We start from the raw sequence: 16,838 nt of genomic DNA on the forward strand, positions 1-16,838 counted from the left end.
ATTATGAGCTTACGACCGGTTGGCATCATTGGGTCTGGTAAATATGTGCCTGATCGTGTTTTGACGAATCAAGAATTAGAACATATGGTCGAGACCAATGATGAATGGATCGTATCCAGGACGGGTATTCGTGAACGAAGAATCGTGAGTCCTGAACAGGCTTCTTCCGATTTGGCTTACGAAGCGTCCCTCAGGGCGCTGGAAATGGCAGGAATTAGTGCTGAACAGCTGGATTTGATTGTAGTGGCAACGATAACGCCAGATATGGCATTTCCTTCTACAGCCTGTATTTTACAAAATAAGCTCAGTGCGAAGAAAGCTGCTGCATATGATCTGTCGGCGGCATGCTCAGGTTTTATATATGGATTAGCGAACGCTTCTAATTTTATTGCTACAGGCATGTATCAATATGCCTTGGTTGTAGGTGCAGAATGTTTATCCAAAATTACGGACTACACGGACCGTAATACATGCATATTGTTTGGAGATGGAGCAGGAGCTGTAGTCATCGGTGTGGTACCGGAAGGACGAGGCTTCAAATCCTTTGAGCTGGGTGCTGATGGATCCGGTGGAGAATTGTTGAAGGTAGCCGGTGGTGGTTCACGTTGTCCTTCTTCCACACAAAGTATTGAGGCTAAACAGCATTTTATATATATGGCAGGAAGTGAAGTTTTTAAATTCGCTGTACGTATTATGGGTAACGCTGCCGAGGAAGCCTTACGTAAGGCCGACATGCAGAAAAGTGATATTGATCTGCTCGTACCCCACCAAGCGAATATTCGGATTGTTCAGTCAGCGTTGAATCGACTTGAGCTTAGTGAGGATAAATGTATGATCAATCTTCACAAGTATGGCAACGTATCTGCTGCGTCTATTCCAATCGCATTAGCTGAAGCCGTTGAACAAGGAAGATTAAATGAAGGCGATTGCCTGGTTATGGTCGGCTTCGGTGGCGGTTTGACTTGGGGAGCTTCTGTAGTCATTTGGTAAGCTCCGTTTCACAAAAACCAGTATACATGTACTCGGTTTATACTTGCGAATTCTGTTTTCTATGAAAACTCAGTGAATACTTAAGAAGTCAGTTTTCTACGAAAACTTTAAGGAGAATTGAATTATGGGTAAGATCGCATTTGTTTTCCCGGGACAGGGTGCTCAGGCTGTTGGAATGGGCCGGGATATTTTTGAAACAGAAGAGGCTGCTGCACGTATATTTAAAAGTGCGGATGCAGCTTTAGGGTATTCCCTGTCTTCGATTATTTTCGAAGGACCCGAAGCCGAATTGAAATTAACCTATAACACACAACCAGCATTGCTGACTACGAGTATCGCCTATCTGGAGGTTTTCAAGGCCAAGGGCCTCCAGCCGGACTTTGTAGCCGGGCACAGCCTGGGCGAATATTCAGCGCTTGTTGCTGCAGGCGTACTTAGTTTTGAGGATGCCGTGCGTACGGTTCGTGCGCGTGGTGAATTCATGGAAGAAGCTGTACCCAGTGGACAAGGTGCTATGGCGGCGGTTCTTGGAGCAGAGCGTGATGCATTGCTTCAATTGTGTCAAACCATCACTAATGAGATTGACGTTGTGGAACTGGCTAACTTGAATTGTCCTGGACAAATCGTGGTGTCAGGTAGTGTTGCCGGGGTACAGGCACTTGTGGAACGAGGTAAAGAAATCGGCGCCAAACGTGTCATTCCTTTGGAAGTCAGTGGGCCTTTCCATTCCTCACTGATGAAGCCGGCATCAGAGCGGCTGTCAGCCGTATTGACAGCTGTTTCCATGCAAAACGCAAGTGTACCCGTCGTTGCCAATGTGACTGCGCTTCCTGTTACGGAGCCGAGTGAGATCCGCGCCTTGTTGGTTGATCAGGTTCACTCTTCTGTACTTTGGGAAGACTCGGTAATATGGCTCATTGAACAAGGAGTCGATACCTTTGTTGAAATAGGCTCAGGTACTGTGTTGGCTGGCTTGATCAAAAAAATCGACCGGTCGGTAAAAGTCATCGGTATCAATAGCAAAAATGCGATTGAGCAGCTTCAATAACTTATGCCAACGCAGCAGCTATTACTAGAAGCTTAGTTTCATGCTTATCAAGTAAGTTTTCCTACAGAGAACTTTTAGGAGAGGAATTACCATCATGCTAACAGGTAAAACGGCACTCGTAACCGGGGCTTCACGTGGTATTGGCCGAGCGATTGCCTTGTCTCTGGCAGAGGCAGGGGCTGACGTTGCAGTTAATTATGCTGGAAGTGAAGCGTCTGCAGCTGAGGTTGTCAGCTTGATTGAAGCCATGGGACGCAAAGCGTTTAAGGTCAAAGCCGACGTGAGCTCATCTCAAGAGGTGGACGACATGTTCAAGCAGGTGCTGGGAACGTTTGGTCAGCTTGACATTTTGGTTAATAATGCAGGAATCACTAGAGATAACTTGATTATGCGTATGAAGGAAGATGAGTTCGATCAGGTGATTGCAATCAACTTGAAAGGCGTGTTCAACTGTATCAAAGCAGCCACACGCCCGATGATGAAGCAGCGTTCAGGTCGTATCATCAACATTTCATCCGTGGTTGGTGTGCTTGGCAATCCCGGTCAGATCAATTATGTTGCCGCCAAGGCGGGCGTAATCGGCATGACCAAAGCCAGTGCGAAGGAGCTGTCATCCCGTGGTATTACCGTTAACGCGGTAGCACCCGGTTTTATTGAGACGGACATGACCGATAAGCTCTCGGAGGATACGGTTGCAGGGCTGCTGCAGCAGATCCCTTTGGCCCGTCTTGGGAAACCGGACGATATAGCCAAAGCAGTTCGTTTTCTGGCCTCTGACGATGCTTCCTACATGACAGGCCAGACCATTCATATTGATGGCGGCATGTATATGTAGGCTTGGTTGATAATGTGCAGAGAAGGTTAAAAAGCGAAGATTTGGTTTTTTTAGGTGGAGCTTGCGCTAGCTATGGCAATTTGTCCATAAGTCCAGTATAATACCATGGAGGAGGTGAACCGGATGTCCGATGTTTTGGAACGCGTAAAACGTATCGTCATCGATCGTCTTGGTGTTGAAGAGGCCGAAGTTACCCTCGAAGCATCTTTTAAAGATGATTTAGGCGCTGATTCTTTAGATGTCGTAGAATTAGTTATGGAGCTTGAAGATGAATTCGATTTGGAGATTTCTGACGAAGATGCAGAAACAATTACTACGGTAGGTCAAGTAGTTGAGTACATAAAATCTCATACTTAATTGACTGTAAGTCCCGTTTAATTATTTGGCGGGACTTATCTCCTTTCAAGCCGCTCATTGAAACGGCGGATGTATACTTGACAAGAATATGACTTATCATACATAACGATATTGTTATTTTAGATAGAGGTGGGTTACAATGAATCAAAGAGTTGTTATTACGGGTATGGGTGTCATGACATCCCTTGGGCAAGATCTGGACACTTTTTGGGGGAATTTACTCGAGGGGAAATCCGGTGTTGGTCAAATTGAATTGTTTGATGTAACCGATTATCCAACACATATCGCTGCTGAAATCAAAAATTTCAACTATGAGCCGTTTTTTGACAAAAAAGAAGCGCGCCGTATGGACCGATTTGTGCAGTTCGCAGTGGTTGCGAGTTTATTGGCTTTGCGGGATGCCAAGCTTAACGTCAAGGAAGATACAGATCCGGAGCGTGTCGGAGTTTATGTAGGGTCCGGGATTGGCGGCTTGTCTACCTGGGAGGAACAGTTCAAGATTTTGCTGGAAAAAGGCCCCAAGCGTGTAAGTCCGTTCTTTATTCCGATGATGATTGCGAATATGGCTTCTGGCCAAATTTCAATGATGACCGGAGCCAAAGGACCTAACAGCACAGCGGTAACCGCTTGTGCAACGGGAACACATTCAATAGGTGATTCCTTTAAAATGATTCAACGTGGGGATGCGGATGTAATGATTTGCGGCGGTGCCGAGGCAACGATAACTCCAACAGGAGTCGCAGGCTTTAGTGCGCTGCGTGCCATGTCAACCCGCAACGATGATCCAACCCATGCTAGCCGTCCGTTTGATATAGATCGTGATGGATTCGTTATGGGTGAGGGATCTGGTGTTCTCATACTGGAATCTCTGGAACATGCGACCAGTCGTGGTGCTCAAATCTATGCCGAAGTGGTAGGTTATGGAATGAGTGGCGACGCTCACCATATGACTGATCCCGATCCTGATGGTGCTGCTCGATGTATGGTGAAAGCGATTAAGGATGCCGGGATTACACCGGAACAGATCGATTACATCAATGCACATGGAACTTCTACACCTGTAGGCGATCGTTCCGAAACAACAGCTATTAAGAAGGCTTTTGGCGATCACGCTTACAAACTGGCTGTGAGCTCAACCAAATCAATGACGGGCCACTTGCTGGGTGCAGCAGGCGGTGTTGAGGCGTTAATTTGTGGACTTGCCTTGAAGAACGGGGTGATTCCGCCTACGGCTAATTTGGACAACCAGGATCCATTATGTGATTTGGATTACGTACCGAATACGCCGAGAAAAGCGGACCTCAACATTGTAATGTCCAATTCATTCGGCTTTGGTGGCCATAATGCCACAATTATTTTGAAGAAGTTTGAACAATAAATATATTCATGATGTTGGATGATCAGGGAAATGAACCATAAACGGATGTTCGAAGTAGGTGGTGAGGATATGCATCGAAACCTGAAACAGCTGCAAACCGCATTGGACATATCGTTTCGCAAACCAGAGCTGTTAAGGCAGGCGTTTACACACTCTTCCTATGTGAACGAGCACCGTATAGGTAATCATAAGGATAATGAGCGGTTGGAGTTTTTGGGAGATGCTGTCCTCGAACTAACCGTCTCTGAGTATTTATTCGAAATGTATCCACAGCGGCCTGAGGGAGAACTGACGAAGCTAAGAGCATCGATTGTTTGTGAGCCTTCATTAGTAAGCTTTGCCGAACAGTTGGATTTTGGATCCTATGTACTGTTGGGCAAAGGTGAGGAATTAACAGGTGGCAGAACAAGGCCGGCTTTACTTGCGGACGTGTTTGAATCGTTTGTTGGGGCCCTCTATCTGGATCAAGGTCTTGAAGTCGTTAACACGTTTTTGCGCAAGCATCTTTTTCCGAATATTCCGAATCAGGGCAAGCTGCTGACCGTAGATTTCAAAACCAATTTGCAAGAGTACACACAGCAGCACAGTTTGGGCATATTGGAATACAAAATTATCGATGAGCGCGGACCTGCGCACGAACGGGAATTTGTGGCCCAGGTTCAAATCAACGACAGGCTTTTGGGGCAAGGCGCCGGCCGGTCCAAGAAGGAAGCTGAACAGCAAGCCGCAGCTCAAGCTTTGGAAGCGTTGAAAGTTGATTTTGGTAACACAACCAGAGGGTTTTGACGAATGCATCGGGCAGCTGAGAGGCTGCTGCCGATGCATTTTTCTATGGGGTGCCAAGGGTTCTTCTACGATTCTATGAATAGGAATTGTATGGTACAATAACGTAGAGGTGAGACGATGTTTTTAAAACGTATTGAACTGACCGGATTTAAATCGTTTGCCGACCGGACAGAGCTTGAATTCGTCCAGGGAATTACAGCGGTAGTAGGGCCGAACGGCAGCGGCAAAAGCAATATATCCGACGGGATTCGTTGGGTACTGGGGGAGCAAAGCGCAAAAAGCTTACGCGGCGGCAAAATGGAAGATATTATTTTCGCTGGGAGCGATAACCGCAAAGCAGTTAACTTTGGTGAGGTTTCCTTAACACTTGATAATACAAGTCAATCGCTTTCGCTTGATTTTAATGAGGTCACAGTGACCCGCCGGGTGCACCGTAATGGCGATAGTGAATACTTAATAAATAAACAGCCTTGTCGGCTAAAAGATATCACTGAGCTGTTCATGGATACAGGGATTGGAAAAGAAGCATATTCGATCATTGGGCAAGGACGTATTGAAGAAATTTTAAGCACCAAGTCAGAAGACCGCCGCGGGATTTTTGAAGAAGCATCGGGTATTGTCAAATACAAATCGCGCAAACGTGAAACCGAAAAAAAACTGCAGGAAACAGAGCAAAATTTGCTGCGTATTCACGATTTGGTATCGGAGCTCGAGGACCAGATCGAACCGCTTCGCAAGCAATCGGAGAAGGCTGTCCGTTACAAGGACCTAAGGGAGCAGCTAAAAAGCAGCGAAATTGCGATGTATGTGTACCAGATCGAGCAAATTTACATAGCCTGGACCGATACCAACACGAATCTGGAGCGCTTGAAGAAGGAACAGGAAGGGTTATCAACGATTGTGAGTCAGCATGATGCCCATCTTGAGAAGCACCGCTGGGAAACGCGACGGTTAGAAACGGATATTGAGCGTCTACAGGAGCAGTTACTGCAGCTGAGTGAGGATTTTGAAAAGTGTGAGGGTCAAGGCGAAGTATTGAGAGAACGCAAGAAAAATTATGTAGGGAATCAGACCCAGCTGAAACAGACGGCCGCCCAACAAAGCCAGCGAATGGGTGAGAAGGAAGCGGAGCTGCTCCAATTCAGAGACAAGCTCACACTCATTTCAAACGAGCTGATTCAATATCAGGCGAAGGTGTTGGCTGAGGAGACCCGACTTCTTGGTGTCGCTGGAGGGGTAAGTAGTGGTGACGAGGATCGATTGAAAAGCGATCTGTTAGAAACATTGAATCGTATGGCCAATGCACGCAATGAAATCCGTTATACCGAGCAGCAAACCGAAGGTTTGACGCGAAGACTGGACAGGCTTGGTGACGAGCATCGTAAGTGGAAGGAACAAGCGGATACGATTACGGCACGTAAGCAGGAGCTGGAAAAGCGCCTCGCGGCTACTTTGAAGAAAGTCGACGAGATGCGTAATCAATATCTCGATCTGAGCCAGAGCTTAAAAACGAAGCAGCAGCTCTCAGAGGAAGCCAACAACGCTGTTCGCAAATGGGAGCAGAAGCTGGATGCTTTAGTTTCCAGACGCGATACGATGCGTGAGATGGCTAACGATTATGATGGATTTATACATGGGGTCAAGGAAGTATTGAAGGCGAAGGACCGCAATGAGCTTCGTGGTATTCGCGGAGCGGTTGCCGAGCTGATGAAGGTGCCTGCACATGTAGAGACAGCGATGGAAACAGCGCTTGGCGGCGCTTTGCAGCATATCGTGGTCGATAGTGAAGGTAACGCGCGTGAAGCGATTGCTTTCCTGAAGCGGCGGCAGCTTGGACGAGCTACATTTTTACCTTTAGATGTTATTCGGGGACGATCTATTCAGGAATCCGAAAAAAGATCGATCGAATCGATGGAAGGCTTTGTTGGGATCGGTATAGATTTAGTTCAATATGATGAACAATATCGTCAAATTGTCGGCAGCTTACTGGGCAATGTGATCATTTCCAGCCAATTGGATATGGCCAATCGGATTGCCGCGAAGATCCAGTACCGTTATCGCGTGGTCACCCTGGAAGGGGATATCGTCAATCCGGGTGGATCGATGACAGGCGGAAGCCAGCAGAAGCGAACCTCAAGCCTCCTCGGCCGTCAGCGGCAGATTGAAGAGATGGACGAGGAAATACAGGAGTCGGGCAAGCAGCTTCAGCAGGTGCGCAGCAGGGGAGAACTGGTGCGTAAGGAAATTGTATCGGAGACACAAGCCTTGGAGCAATTGCGTCAAACTGGCGAAAATTTGCGGGTTGAAGAGCAGCAAATTCGGGCTAGCCTTCTGCCACTTGATCAGGAATCCAGACAAGTTGCCGACCAGCTTGCGTTGTACAACCAGGACGGAACCGCAATGGATACGGAACGGCGGGAGCTGCAGGCTCGGCGGGAAGCGGCACAGCAATCGCTGGAGCAGCTTTTGGAAGAAGAAATTGTGATTCAGCAGGCTATACGTGAGGCAGCTACGGCACGTAAAGCGGGTGAGCTGGAGAAGGAAGAGCTGCAGACACAGCTTACGGATCTGAAAATCAAGGTGGCCTCACTCTCCCAGGAGAAGCAATCCTTGCTGGATCAGGAAAAGCGTTTCAGGATAGAGCTTACAGAGCTTCACACGGAGCTTGACTTGAACCGCAGTATTTTGCAGCAGATGGATCAGGATATGACAGGGCTTGAAAAGGAATCCATACTTCAAATTGAACAGCTCAATAGCGTATCTCTGAAAAAGCAGCACTGCTCGGAGCAATTGGATCTCAAACGTGCTGAGCGCGCAGAATGGCAGGGCAAGCTGGAGAAGGAAGAGTACAAGACACGTGAGGAGCGCAATCAGCTGCGGCAAGCGCAGGAACAGCTTCATCAAACCGAGGTTCGCGTGACACGTCTTGATGTAGAGCTTGAGAACCTGCTGAAAAAGCTTGCAGATGATTATGAGCTGAGCATAGAGTTAGCCAAGGAGCGTTATCCAATACCAGAAGACGTGCTCGGCACGCAAAACAAGGTAAGGGAGCTCAAGCGTGAAATTGCTATATTGGGTGAAGTTAACCTGGGAGCGATAGAAGAATTCGTGCGAGTGAACGAGCGCTTTGAGTTTTTAAGTGAGCAGAAAAATGATTTGGTGGATGCCAAAACGACACTCTATCAGGTTATTCATGAGATGGATGAGGAAATGTCCAAACGTTTCCGGATCACCTTTGATGCGATCCGCACCCATTTTGTGATTGTGTTTGCCAAGCTTTTTGGAGGTGGGCGTGCAGATTTGATTTTATCCGAGCCCGACAATCTGTTGAGTACAGGAATTGAAATCGTAGCACAGCCACCAGGGAAAAAATTGCAGAACCTGCAGCTATTATCCGGTGGAGAGCGCGCACTGACGGCAATTGCATTATTATTTTCAATTATTCGTGTTAAACCGGTACCGTTTTGTGTGCTGGATGAGGTAGAAGCAGCTTTGGATGAAGCCAATGTGACGCGTTTTGCTGAATATTTGCGGGAGTTCTCGCAGCAAACACAGTTTATTGTAGTCACACACCGCAAAGGCACGATGGAAGAAGCCGATGTTCTCTATGGGGTAACTATGGAGGAAGGCGGCGTCTCCAAGCTGGTGTCCGTTCGTCTGGAAGAGGATGAAGCAATTATTGCAAGTTAGAACCCAAAGCCCAAGAGGAGGTCACAACTGGAATGAGTTTTTTTAAGAAGCTAAAAGAAAGTATTTCCTCTAAAGCGGAGGCAGTGACAAATAAGTTCAAGGAAGGACTGACCAAAACACGTGATGTGTTTGTTGAGCGTGTAGAGGATTTGTTCAGCCGACGTAAAAAAATTGACGAGGATTTCTATGAGGAATTGGAAGAAATATTGATTGGTGCCGATGTCGGTGTCAATACAGTTATGAAGCTTGTTGAGAGCCTTCGTGCAGAGGTACGTAAACGAAAAATTGAACAGCCAAGCGAGCTGCAGCCGATTTTGTCGGAAATGATCATTGCCTTGTTGAAGGGTGACGAGAAATCCACGTTGAAAATGGCCAGTTCCGGTCTGACTGTTATTTTGTTTGTTGGCGTGAATGGTGTAGGGAAAACAACGACAATCGGCAAAATGGCACATCTTTTAAAATCTCAAGGTAAAAAGGTGATGCTCGCGGCCGGAGATACATTCCGTGCTGGAGCGATCGAGCAGTTGGAGGTATGGGGGCAGCGCGCGGGTGTAGATGTGATCAAGCAGCAATCCGGTTCAGATCCGGCGGCGGTCATGTTCGACGCGCTGCATGCAGCGAAAAGTCGTGGTGTCGATGTACTATTGTGTGATACCGCAGGCCGTTTGCAAAACAAAGTGAATTTAATGGAAGAGCTCAACAAAATTTATCGTGTCATCAGCCGTGAGGTTCCAGACGCCCCCCATGAGGTTTTACTTGTACTGGATGCAACGACAGGACAAAATGCTTTAAGTCAAGCCAAAATGTTCGATGAGAAGTCCGGTTTAACTGGTCTCGTGCTTACTAAACTGGACAGTACAGCCAAGGGCGGGATCGTGGTTGCGATTCGTCAAGAGCTGAAGTTGCCCGTGAAATTCGTCGGTTTGGGTGAGAAGATAGATGATTTGCAACCGTTTGACTCGGATCAATTTGTACACGCCTTGTTCAGCAACTGGATCAAGGATGCCGATACGGTCAGCTAGAGGGATACGCCTGTTTTAGCGATTACTTCGAAGGAATACAGTGACAAGGAAAAAGACTTGACATCGTATCCGGTATTCAGTATGATAAGTACTGTTGTTACTGTAAAGGGTTTTACCTTAACGGAGGCTTAGCATGATGACGGAAGAAAATATGCTCGCCAAAACAAATCGTATGAATCTATTGATTGATTTTTACGAGCTGCTCTTGACGGAGAAGCAACAGATGTTTGTAAAGCTTTATTTTCACGATGATTACTCACTCGGTGAGATTTCAGCAGAGTATCAAATCAGTCGCCAGGCTGTTTATGAACACATTAAACGTGCTGAATTAATGCTTGAGGAATACGAATCCAAGCTGCAGTTACTAAGCAAGCACGAACAAAGAAAAGTATATATACAGCAGCTAGAGGCTCTGATGTTTATGTGGCATTCTGAAACAAAGGAACAAGCGCAATCAGTACTCGAGCAGTTGTCAGGCATAGAATAACAGGTTAAATTGGCTACATTCAAAGATTCACAGTAACGCTCAAGAGGTGATGTTTGTATGGCGTTCGAAAGTTTAGCGACTCGGCTTCAGAAGGTGTTCAGTAAGCTGAGAGGTAAAGGAAAGCTAACAGAAGACGATGTTAATGAGGCGTTGCGTGAGGTTCGTCTGGCGCTTCTTGAAGCGGATGTCAATTTTAAAGTTGTCAAGGAATTTATTGCAAAGGTCAAGGAACGTGCGATAGGTCAGGAAGTGCTCGAAAGCTTCACTCCTGCAATGGTCGTTGTGGATATCGTTAATAAAGAACTGACCGAGCTTATGGGTGGTACACAGAGCAAGCTGGCCAGGTCCAATCGACCTCCAACCGTAATTTTGATGGTAGGCTTGCAGGGTGCTGGTAAAACGACTGCGACCGGTAAGTTGGCCAAAATGCTTTTGCAGCAAAATCATCGTCCGTTGGTCGCTGCCGGAGATATATATCGACCAGCCGCGATCAAGCAGCTGCAGGTGCTCGGTGAGCAGATCAAGGTGCCTGTATTTACTATGGGTGATCAGGTCAGTCCGGTGGAAATAGCCAAAAATGCGCTGCAGCATGCGAAGGATCACGGAAATGATTATCTGATCATCGATACTGCAGGTCGTTTGCACATAGACGAAGCTTTGATGGACGAGCTGAAGCAGATTGTTGATGCAGTCAAGCCTGATGAGACGCTCTTGGTCGTCGATGCCATGACCGGTCAGGAATCTGTCAATGTAGCTGAGAGCTTTCATAGCCAATTGACTCTGACAGGTGTAGTTCTTACCAAGCTTGATAGCGATACGCGCGGTGGAGCTGCTATCTCGGTTAAAGCAGTGACTGGATGTCCGATCAAGTTTGTCGGTGTTGGTGAAAAGATGGATGCGCTGGAGCCGTTTCATCCAGAAAGAATGGCTTCACGGATTCTGGGTATGGGCGATATGCTTACGCTGATTGAGAAGGCGCAAGAAGGTATTGATGCAGAGAAGGCCAAGGAAATGGAGCGCAAAATGCGCACCGCTGAATTTACCTTCGATGACTTTTTGGATCAAATGGAGCAAGTCAAGAAGATGGGACCGCTTGATCAGATTCTGGATATGCTTCCTGGTGCCAACAAGATGAAGGGTATCAAGGACATCAAGGTTGACGATAAGCAAATGGCTCGTGTTGCTGCCATCGTGAAATCGATGACCAAGCAGGAGCGCCAAAACCCGGATATGCTGACTCCAAGCCGACGTAAACGATTGGCAGCAGGTAGCGGAAATTCCGTGCAGGATGTTAATCGTTTTATTAAACAATTTGATGACATGCGTAAGATGATGAAGCAATTTTCCAGCATGATGGGTCCAAAGGGTCCCAAAGGGCTTAAAGGTTTAAAGGGCAAAATGGGCAAAGGTATGAAGTTCCCGTTTGGTTAACATTAACGGCGTTACTGCTTGTTTATTCTATGTAGGAGGTGATTTTTAAATGGCAACACGTATTCGTCTAAAACGTATTGGTGCTCATAAAGCTCCTTTTTACCGTCTCGTAGTTTCGGATTCCCGTTCTCCGCGTGATGGTCGCTTTATCGAAGAAATTGGTACTTACAACCCGATTACTAAACCGGCAACTGTAAGCATTGATGAAGAAAAAGCGTTGAAATGGCTTCAAACCGGTGCACAAGCTTCTGATACTGTTCGCAGTCTTTTCAGTCAAGCGGGCATTATGAAGAAGTTTCACGAGTCCAAACTGCAGAAGTAATCTGCCGATTCGGAGGGTGTTATGCAGGATCTAATAACCGTTATCGCTAAGGCGTTGGTTGATCATCCCAATGATGTACTGGTCAATGCGGTAGAGGACGAACGCAGCATTACGTATGAGCTATCCGTGCATCCTGACGATGTTGGGAAAGTAATTGGTAAGCAGGGACGTATTGCCAAGGCGCTTCGAACCGTAGTGACTTCGGCTGCAGTCAAGACAAGTAAACGAGTTTCGGTTGAAATTGTTTCTTAATGGATACCATGAGGGTTAGGAGAAATCCTAACTCTTTTTCATATAAAGATACAGAAAGATACAGCCTAAACAATTTGATGTTTCATTTTCGGAGGGGCCTATGTATGAGCGATAAATTATATACAATCGGTAAAATAGTCAATACGCATGGTCTTCTGGGAGAATTACGGATTTTTCCGGAAACGGATTTTGCTGATGAGCGTTTTGCCAATGGAAGTCAATTGGTATTTGTTGATCCCAAGACGAATGTACAGATTCCGGTGACGGTTAATTCAGCACGTGAGCACAAAAAAATGTTTATCGTTAAATTTAAAGGGTTTCAACACATCAATGAGGTTGAGAAATACAAAGGCTGGCTGCTGAAAGTGGAAGAAAAGTATATGCTCGAGCTGCCGGAAGACGAATTTTATTATCACGAGATTATTGGCTGCCGCGTGGTAACAGATGAAGGCGAAGAGCTTGGAACCATCAGCGAGATACTATCACCAGGAGCTAACGATGTATGGGTGGTGGATCGGCCATCCGGCAAGCCTGTATTGCTGCCTTATATCGATGATGTGGTACTGGATGTCGATATTGAAAACAAGCTGATCAAAGTTCATGTACTGGAAGGTTTGCTGGATTGATGAAAATAGATGTGCTAACCTTATTTCCACCGATGTTTGAAGGTGTGTTTTCAGCCAGTATATTAGGCAAGGCTCGTGATAAAGGAATCGTTGGATTGAATACGGTTAATTTTCGTGATTTTGCCAATAATAAACATAATACGGTTGACGACTATCCATATGGCGGCGGTGGCGGTATGGTCTTAAAGGCAGAGCCGATCTTCTCTGCTGTAGAGTCGTTATGGGATCCCGCTCAGACTGCAGCACCCAAACCCCGTATTATCCTTATGTGTCCACAAGGTGAGCCGTTCTCGCAGCGAAAGGCTGAGGAATTGGCGCAGGAGCAGCATCTGATCTTCATATGCGGGCACTACGAGGGCTACGATGAGCGCATAAGGGAGCATTTGGTGACAGATGAGCTATCCATTGGAGATTATGTGTTAACCGGTGGAGAACTTCCTGCGATGGCTGTAATTGATAGTGTCGTGCGACTGCTGCCAGGTGTGCTGGGGAACGAGACTTCAGCTGTAACAGATTCCTTTAGTACCGGACTGCTGGAGTATCCGCATTATACAAGACCTGTGCAGTTTCGCGATTGGCTGGTGCCTGATATTCTAATTTCAGGACATCATGCTAATATTGAGCAGTGGCGCAGAGAGCAGGCGATCCTGCGAACGTGGATGAAACGACCGGAGTTGCTTGACAACTTCCCTTTGACCCCGAAGGAGAAGCGATGGTTAGCAGAGCTGGAACTGAAGAAAAATCAGCCTGATTCGAGCCTATAGCAGTTGGATGAATGCTATGCATAGGTTCTACTAAAAAGGCTGTTGTAATCCACTATTAAGTATGATATTATGTATAACGTTGTGGCAATATTGCCCGATTAAGGTGGTCCTCTACGCACAACTACCCAAGTATCGACATCAGAGGCGGAATGAACACCTGTGTGGAAGGAGGAAGTAAATTATGAGTAATTTAATTCAAGAGATTACCAAGGATCAAATTCGCCAGGATCTGCCTAAGTTTCGTCCAGGCGATACAGTGAAGATTCACGTTAAAGTTATCGAGGGTACTCGCGAGCGTATTCAGCTATTTGAAGGTGTTGTTATTAAACGCCACGGTGGTGGAATCAGCGAAACTTTCACTGTAAGAAAGATTTCTTACGGTGTAGGCGTTGAAAGAACGTTCCCTCTTAACTCCCCGAAGATTGATAAGCTTGAAGTGGCTCGTCGCGGTAAAGTTCGTCGTGCGAAGCTGTACTACTTGCGTGGTCTTCGTGGTAAAGCGGCTAGAATTCAAGAGATTCGATAAGAAGAGAACAAACGGGGGCTTGTTTACCAAGCTCCTTTTCGTTTTTTACAGAAACGCAGTATCGGGAAGGGCAGGTCTGGGATGGAGCAGGAAAATACCATTGAAAAATCAAGTCCACTCAAAAAAGAAGCTTGGGAATGGGCTAAAGCGCTTTTGATCGCAGCGGCTCTCGTCTTTATTATTCGCTGGTTGATTTTTGCTCCTTTTATTGTGGAAGGGCCGTCCATGGAGCCGAATTTTTATACAAGCGAACGATTGATCGTCAATAAAATTATTTATTCAATGCGGAAACCGGAGCGTGGAGAGGTCATTGTATTCCATGCAACCAAAGACAAAGATTACATAAAACGAGTTATCGCGCTTCCTGGGGAAACCGTTAAAGTAGAAGGCGACAAAGTGTATGTCAACAATCAGGTGCTAGACGAGCCCTATTTGAAAAAAGCTTTGGAGGACGCGGCCAAAAAAGGAGTCCCTTATAATACAAGGAACTTTCCCGAAAAGAAGGTTGCTGACGGTACGATCTTCGTCATGGGGGACAACCGTTCCAACAGTGCCGATAGTCGTGATATCGGATTTATTGAATATGAGAAAGTGGTAGGAAGGGCCGATTTGATTTTCTGGCCATTTAATAAAATCAGTCTGGTTCATTTTTAACAAAGAATACAGGCTTGGAATAGAAGCTGAGGTGACCGTATGACGATTCAATGGTTTCCAGGTCACATGACAAGAGCTCGCCGTCAGATTCAGGAGAAGTTGAAGCTGATTGATGTCGTGATTGAACTGTTGGACGCACGTATTCCGATGTCCAGCAGAAACCCGATGATTGATGAAATATTGCAAAACAAACCGCGTTTGGTGCTGTTGAACAAGCATGATTTGGCTGACCCTGCAGTAACAGCTGAGTGGGTAGCTTATTTTGCTGACAAAGGACTTCAGGCATTACCTGTGGACTCTGCAAACGGTAATCAAACGAAGGATATTATGGTTCGCTGTAAAGAGCTATTTGGCGATAAAATTGCTACACAGGTTCGGAAAGGAATTAATCCGCGACCGGTTCGTGCATTGATTGTCGGTATTCCTAATGTAGGCAAATCAACATTGACGAATCGTTTGGCTGGTAAGAAGATTGCAGCAACTGGCGATCGTCCTGGGGTGACCAAAGGGCAGCAATGGATCAAGGTTGGCTCTGAGATGGAGCTGCTGGATACACCCGGAATTTTATGGCCTAAATTTGAGGATCAAATGGTGGGTATGCGGCTTGCCGCCACAGGAGCTATAAAAGAGGAGCTTCTCAATATCGCCGATATTGCCTTGTATGTGGTCAGATATTTAACCGTACATTATGGTGCTTCCCTGCAGGAGCGGTTCAGCATTGAGAAATTGCCGGACGACCCACAGGATACAGATGCTATGATCGAGGTTATGGAAGCTATTGGCCGCAAGCGTGGTGCTTTAATAAGTGGTGGCCGTGTAGATCTCGAGAAAGCTTCACTTACCATATTGCGCGAGCTGCGGGCAGGCAAAATGGGCCGAATCAGCCTTGAATCGCCAAGTGATGTCAGACAGTCTGATGCACGATAACAAAAAGTCACTCTTATCTGGGTGGCTTTTTTTCGTTTCCGCATTAGCCAATTTCGAGTATAATAAGCCATACATGCACGTCCGCAGGAGAGGAAGCGATATCAGCTATGTTGGAATATGAACGGTCATTATGGGATCAAGGCTATCAGTGTATTGCTGGTGTCGATGAAGTGGGAAGAGGCTGCTTGTTCGGGGATGTTGTGGCAGCAGCCGTTATTTTGCCGCCGGGTCTCATTTTGGAGGATGTGAATGATTCTAAGAAACTATCTGCCAAAAAACGTGAGCAGCAGTATGAACTTATTCAGCAAGAAGCAGTAGCCATCAGTATTGGAATTGTTGATGTAAGGATGATTGAGCAAATTAATATCAAACAGGCATCGCGCCTGGCTATGAAGCTAGCAGTCGAAGGGCTTGACCCTGCTCCCGATTATTTGTTGGTAGATGCTGAACAAGTAGAGGTAGAATTCGCGCAGCAGCCTATCATTCATGGAGATGCGGTTAGTCAATCGATTGCAGCCGCTTCAATTATTGCCAAGGTTACGCGAGATCGAATGTGTTTGGAATGGGATAAAACATATCCAGACTATGGAATCGCACTACATAAAGGTTATGCGACGAAGCTGCATCGGGAGAAGCTTTTGGAGTTGGGTTCAACAACGATGCACCGCAAAACGTTTCTCAAAAATATATTGTTGGAATCTCAGCAGCTTGAATGGTTTTAATAAGACTTTATTATGAAATGT

At 46.3% G+C, this 16,838-nt stretch carries 18 protein-coding genes; all 18 read left to right on the top strand.

The features are described 5' to 3' along the window. Nucleotides 1-3: 3 nt before the first annotated feature. The 18 genes from OB236_RS24420 to OB236_RS24505 all read left to right on the top strand — a co-directional run bounded on the left by OB236_RS24420 (nucleotide 4) and on the right by OB236_RS24505 (nucleotide 16,817). Nucleotides 4-990 carry a beta-ketoacyl-ACP synthase III gene (locus tag OB236_RS24420; RefSeq protein ID WP_262686304.1) on the top strand — a complete coding sequence of 329 codons (987 nt, stop codon included), beginning with the start codon at nucleotides 4-6 and terminating at the stop codon, nucleotides 988-990. A 124-nt stretch (nucleotides 991-1,114) separates the two neighbouring features. Then, complete coding sequence (gene fabD / locus OB236_RS24425) at nucleotides 1,115-2,038, top strand: ACP S-malonyltransferase (protein WP_076232670.1); 924 nt, start codon at nucleotides 1,115-1,117, stop codon at nucleotides 2,036-2,038. Nucleotides 2,039-2,132: 94 nt separating this feature from the next. Then, on the top strand, nucleotides 2,133-2,873 hold the full coding sequence (gene fabG, locus OB236_RS24430) for a 3-oxoacyl-[acyl-carrier-protein] reductase (RefSeq protein WP_262686305.1): 741 nt from the start codon (nucleotides 2,133-2,135) through the stop codon (nucleotides 2,871-2,873). Nucleotides 2,874-2,996: 123 nt separating this feature from the next. Beyond that, nucleotides 2,997-3,230 (top strand): acyl carrier protein, encoded by a 234-nt coding sequence (locus OB236_RS24435; RefSeq protein ID WP_076232675.1) that lies wholly within the window; start codon nucleotides 2,997-2,999, stop codon nucleotides 3,228-3,230. Nucleotides 3,231-3,369: 139 nt separating this feature from the next. Further along, nucleotides 3,370-4,608 (top strand): beta-ketoacyl-ACP synthase II, encoded by a 1,239-nt coding sequence (gene fabF / locus OB236_RS24440; RefSeq protein WP_262686306.1) that lies wholly within the window; start codon nucleotides 3,370-3,372, stop codon nucleotides 4,606-4,608. Nucleotides 4,609-4,677: 69 nt separating this feature from the next. Beyond that, a complete protein-coding gene (gene rnc / locus OB236_RS24445; protein WP_262686610.1) occupies nucleotides 4,678-5,394 on the top strand; it encodes a ribonuclease III in 717 nt (238 codons plus the stop codon). A gap of 117 nt (nucleotides 5,395-5,511) precedes the next feature. Beyond that, nucleotides 5,512-9,084 (top strand): chromosome segregation protein SMC, encoded by a 3,573-nt coding sequence (gene smc / locus OB236_RS24450; RefSeq protein ID WP_262686307.1) that lies wholly within the window; start codon nucleotides 5,512-5,514, stop codon nucleotides 9,082-9,084. Between the two features lie 32 nt (nucleotides 9,085-9,116). Beyond that, nucleotides 9,117-10,106: a signal recognition particle-docking protein FtsY gene (gene ftsY, locus OB236_RS24455; RefSeq protein ID WP_262686308.1), complete on the top strand. Its 990-nt coding sequence runs from the start codon at nucleotides 9,117-9,119 to the stop codon at nucleotides 10,104-10,106. A 136-nt stretch (nucleotides 10,107-10,242) separates the two neighbouring features. Further along, nucleotides 10,243-10,593: a putative DNA-binding protein gene (locus tag OB236_RS24460; RefSeq protein ID WP_076233008.1), complete on the top strand. Its 351-nt coding sequence runs from the start codon at nucleotides 10,243-10,245 to the stop codon at nucleotides 10,591-10,593. Nucleotides 10,594-10,650: 57 nt separating this feature from the next. Beyond that, nucleotides 10,651-12,024: a signal recognition particle protein gene (gene ffh, locus OB236_RS24465; RefSeq protein WP_076232684.1), complete on the top strand. Its 1,374-nt coding sequence runs from the start codon at nucleotides 10,651-10,653 to the stop codon at nucleotides 12,022-12,024. A gap of 49 nt (nucleotides 12,025-12,073) precedes the next feature. After that, entirely contained in the window at nucleotides 12,074-12,346 is a 273-nt protein-coding gene (gene rpsP / locus OB236_RS24470; protein WP_076232687.1) for a 30S ribosomal protein S16, read from the top strand. Between the two features lie 21 nt (nucleotides 12,347-12,367). Beyond that, entirely contained in the window at nucleotides 12,368-12,598 is a 231-nt protein-coding gene (locus tag OB236_RS24475) for a KH domain-containing protein (protein ID WP_076232689.1), read from the top strand. 104 nt (nucleotides 12,599-12,702) lie between these two features. After that, nucleotides 12,703-13,224, top strand: coding sequence for a ribosome maturation factor RimM (gene rimM / locus OB236_RS24480; protein ID WP_262686309.1), 522 nt, complete (start codon nucleotides 12,703-12,705; stop codon nucleotides 13,222-13,224). Beyond that, on the top strand, nucleotides 13,224-13,988 hold the full coding sequence (gene trmD, locus OB236_RS24485; protein WP_262686611.1) for a tRNA (guanosine(37)-N1)-methyltransferase TrmD: 765 nt from the start codon (nucleotides 13,224-13,226) through the stop codon (nucleotides 13,986-13,988). Before rimM ends, trmD begins: the two co-directional genes overlap by 1 nt. Before the next feature lie 181 nt (nucleotides 13,989-14,169). Next, complete coding sequence (gene rplS / locus OB236_RS24490; protein ID WP_076232696.1) at nucleotides 14,170-14,514, top strand: 50S ribosomal protein L19; 345 nt, start codon at nucleotides 14,170-14,172, stop codon at nucleotides 14,512-14,514. 81 nt (nucleotides 14,515-14,595) lie between these two features. Further along, entirely contained in the window at nucleotides 14,596-15,168 is a 573-nt protein-coding gene (gene lepB / locus OB236_RS24495) for a signal peptidase I (RefSeq protein ID WP_076232698.1), read from the top strand. Nucleotides 15,169-15,207: 39 nt separating this feature from the next. Next, the gene (gene ylqF / locus OB236_RS24500; RefSeq protein WP_262686310.1) at nucleotides 15,208-16,095 is read left to right on the top strand and encodes a ribosome biogenesis GTPase YlqF; all 888 of its coding nucleotides are present in this window, start codon (nucleotides 15,208-15,210) and stop codon (nucleotides 16,093-16,095) included. A 62-nt stretch (nucleotides 16,096-16,157) separates the two neighbouring features. Beyond that, nucleotides 16,158-16,817, top strand: a complete 660-nt coding sequence (locus OB236_RS24505; protein ID WP_262686612.1) for a ribonuclease HII — start codon at nucleotides 16,158-16,160, stop codon at nucleotides 16,815-16,817. Nucleotides 16,818-16,838: the final 21 nt, after the last annotated feature.

It is taken from the genome of Paenibacillus baimaensis, from assembly GCF_025567575.1.

Coding starts and splice junctions, on each gene's coding strand:
- OB236_RS24420 (WP_262686304.1), top strand. CDS start 4: ATGAGCTTACGACCGGTTGGCATCATTGGGTCTGGTAAATATGTGCCT.
- fabD (WP_076232670.1), top strand. CDS start 1,115: ATGGGTAAGATCGCATTTGTTTTCCCGGGACAGGGTGCTCAGGCTGTT.
- fabG (WP_262686305.1), top strand. CDS start 2,133: ATGCTAACAGGTAAAACGGCACTCGTAACCGGGGCTTCACGTGGTATT.
- OB236_RS24435 (WP_076232675.1), top strand. CDS start 2,997: ATGTCCGATGTTTTGGAACGCGTAAAACGTATCGTCATCGATCGTCTT.
- fabF (WP_262686306.1), top strand. CDS start 3,370: ATGAATCAAAGAGTTGTTATTACGGGTATGGGTGTCATGACATCCCTT.
- rnc (WP_262686610.1), top strand. CDS start 4,678: ATGCATCGAAACCTGAAACAGCTGCAAACCGCATTGGACATATCGTTT.
- smc (WP_262686307.1), top strand. CDS start 5,512: ATGTTTTTAAAACGTATTGAACTGACCGGATTTAAATCGTTTGCCGAC.
- ftsY (WP_262686308.1), top strand. CDS start 9,117: ATGAGTTTTTTTAAGAAGCTAAAAGAAAGTATTTCCTCTAAAGCGGAG.
- OB236_RS24460 (WP_076233008.1), top strand. CDS start 10,243: ATGACGGAAGAAAATATGCTCGCCAAAACAAATCGTATGAATCTATTG.
- ffh (WP_076232684.1), top strand. CDS start 10,651: ATGGCGTTCGAAAGTTTAGCGACTCGGCTTCAGAAGGTGTTCAGTAAG.
- rpsP (WP_076232687.1), top strand. CDS start 12,074: ATGGCAACACGTATTCGTCTAAAACGTATTGGTGCTCATAAAGCTCCT.
- OB236_RS24475 (WP_076232689.1), top strand. CDS start 12,368: ATGCAGGATCTAATAACCGTTATCGCTAAGGCGTTGGTTGATCATCCC.
- rimM (WP_262686309.1), top strand. CDS start 12,703: ATGAGCGATAAATTATATACAATCGGTAAAATAGTCAATACGCATGGT.
- trmD (WP_262686611.1), top strand. CDS start 13,224: ATGAAAATAGATGTGCTAACCTTATTTCCACCGATGTTTGAAGGTGTG.
- rplS (WP_076232696.1), top strand. CDS start 14,170: ATGAGTAATTTAATTCAAGAGATTACCAAGGATCAAATTCGCCAGGAT.
- lepB (WP_076232698.1), top strand. CDS start 14,596: ATGGAGCAGGAAAATACCATTGAAAAATCAAGTCCACTCAAAAAAGAA.
- ylqF (WP_262686310.1), top strand. CDS start 15,208: ATGACGATTCAATGGTTTCCAGGTCACATGACAAGAGCTCGCCGTCAG.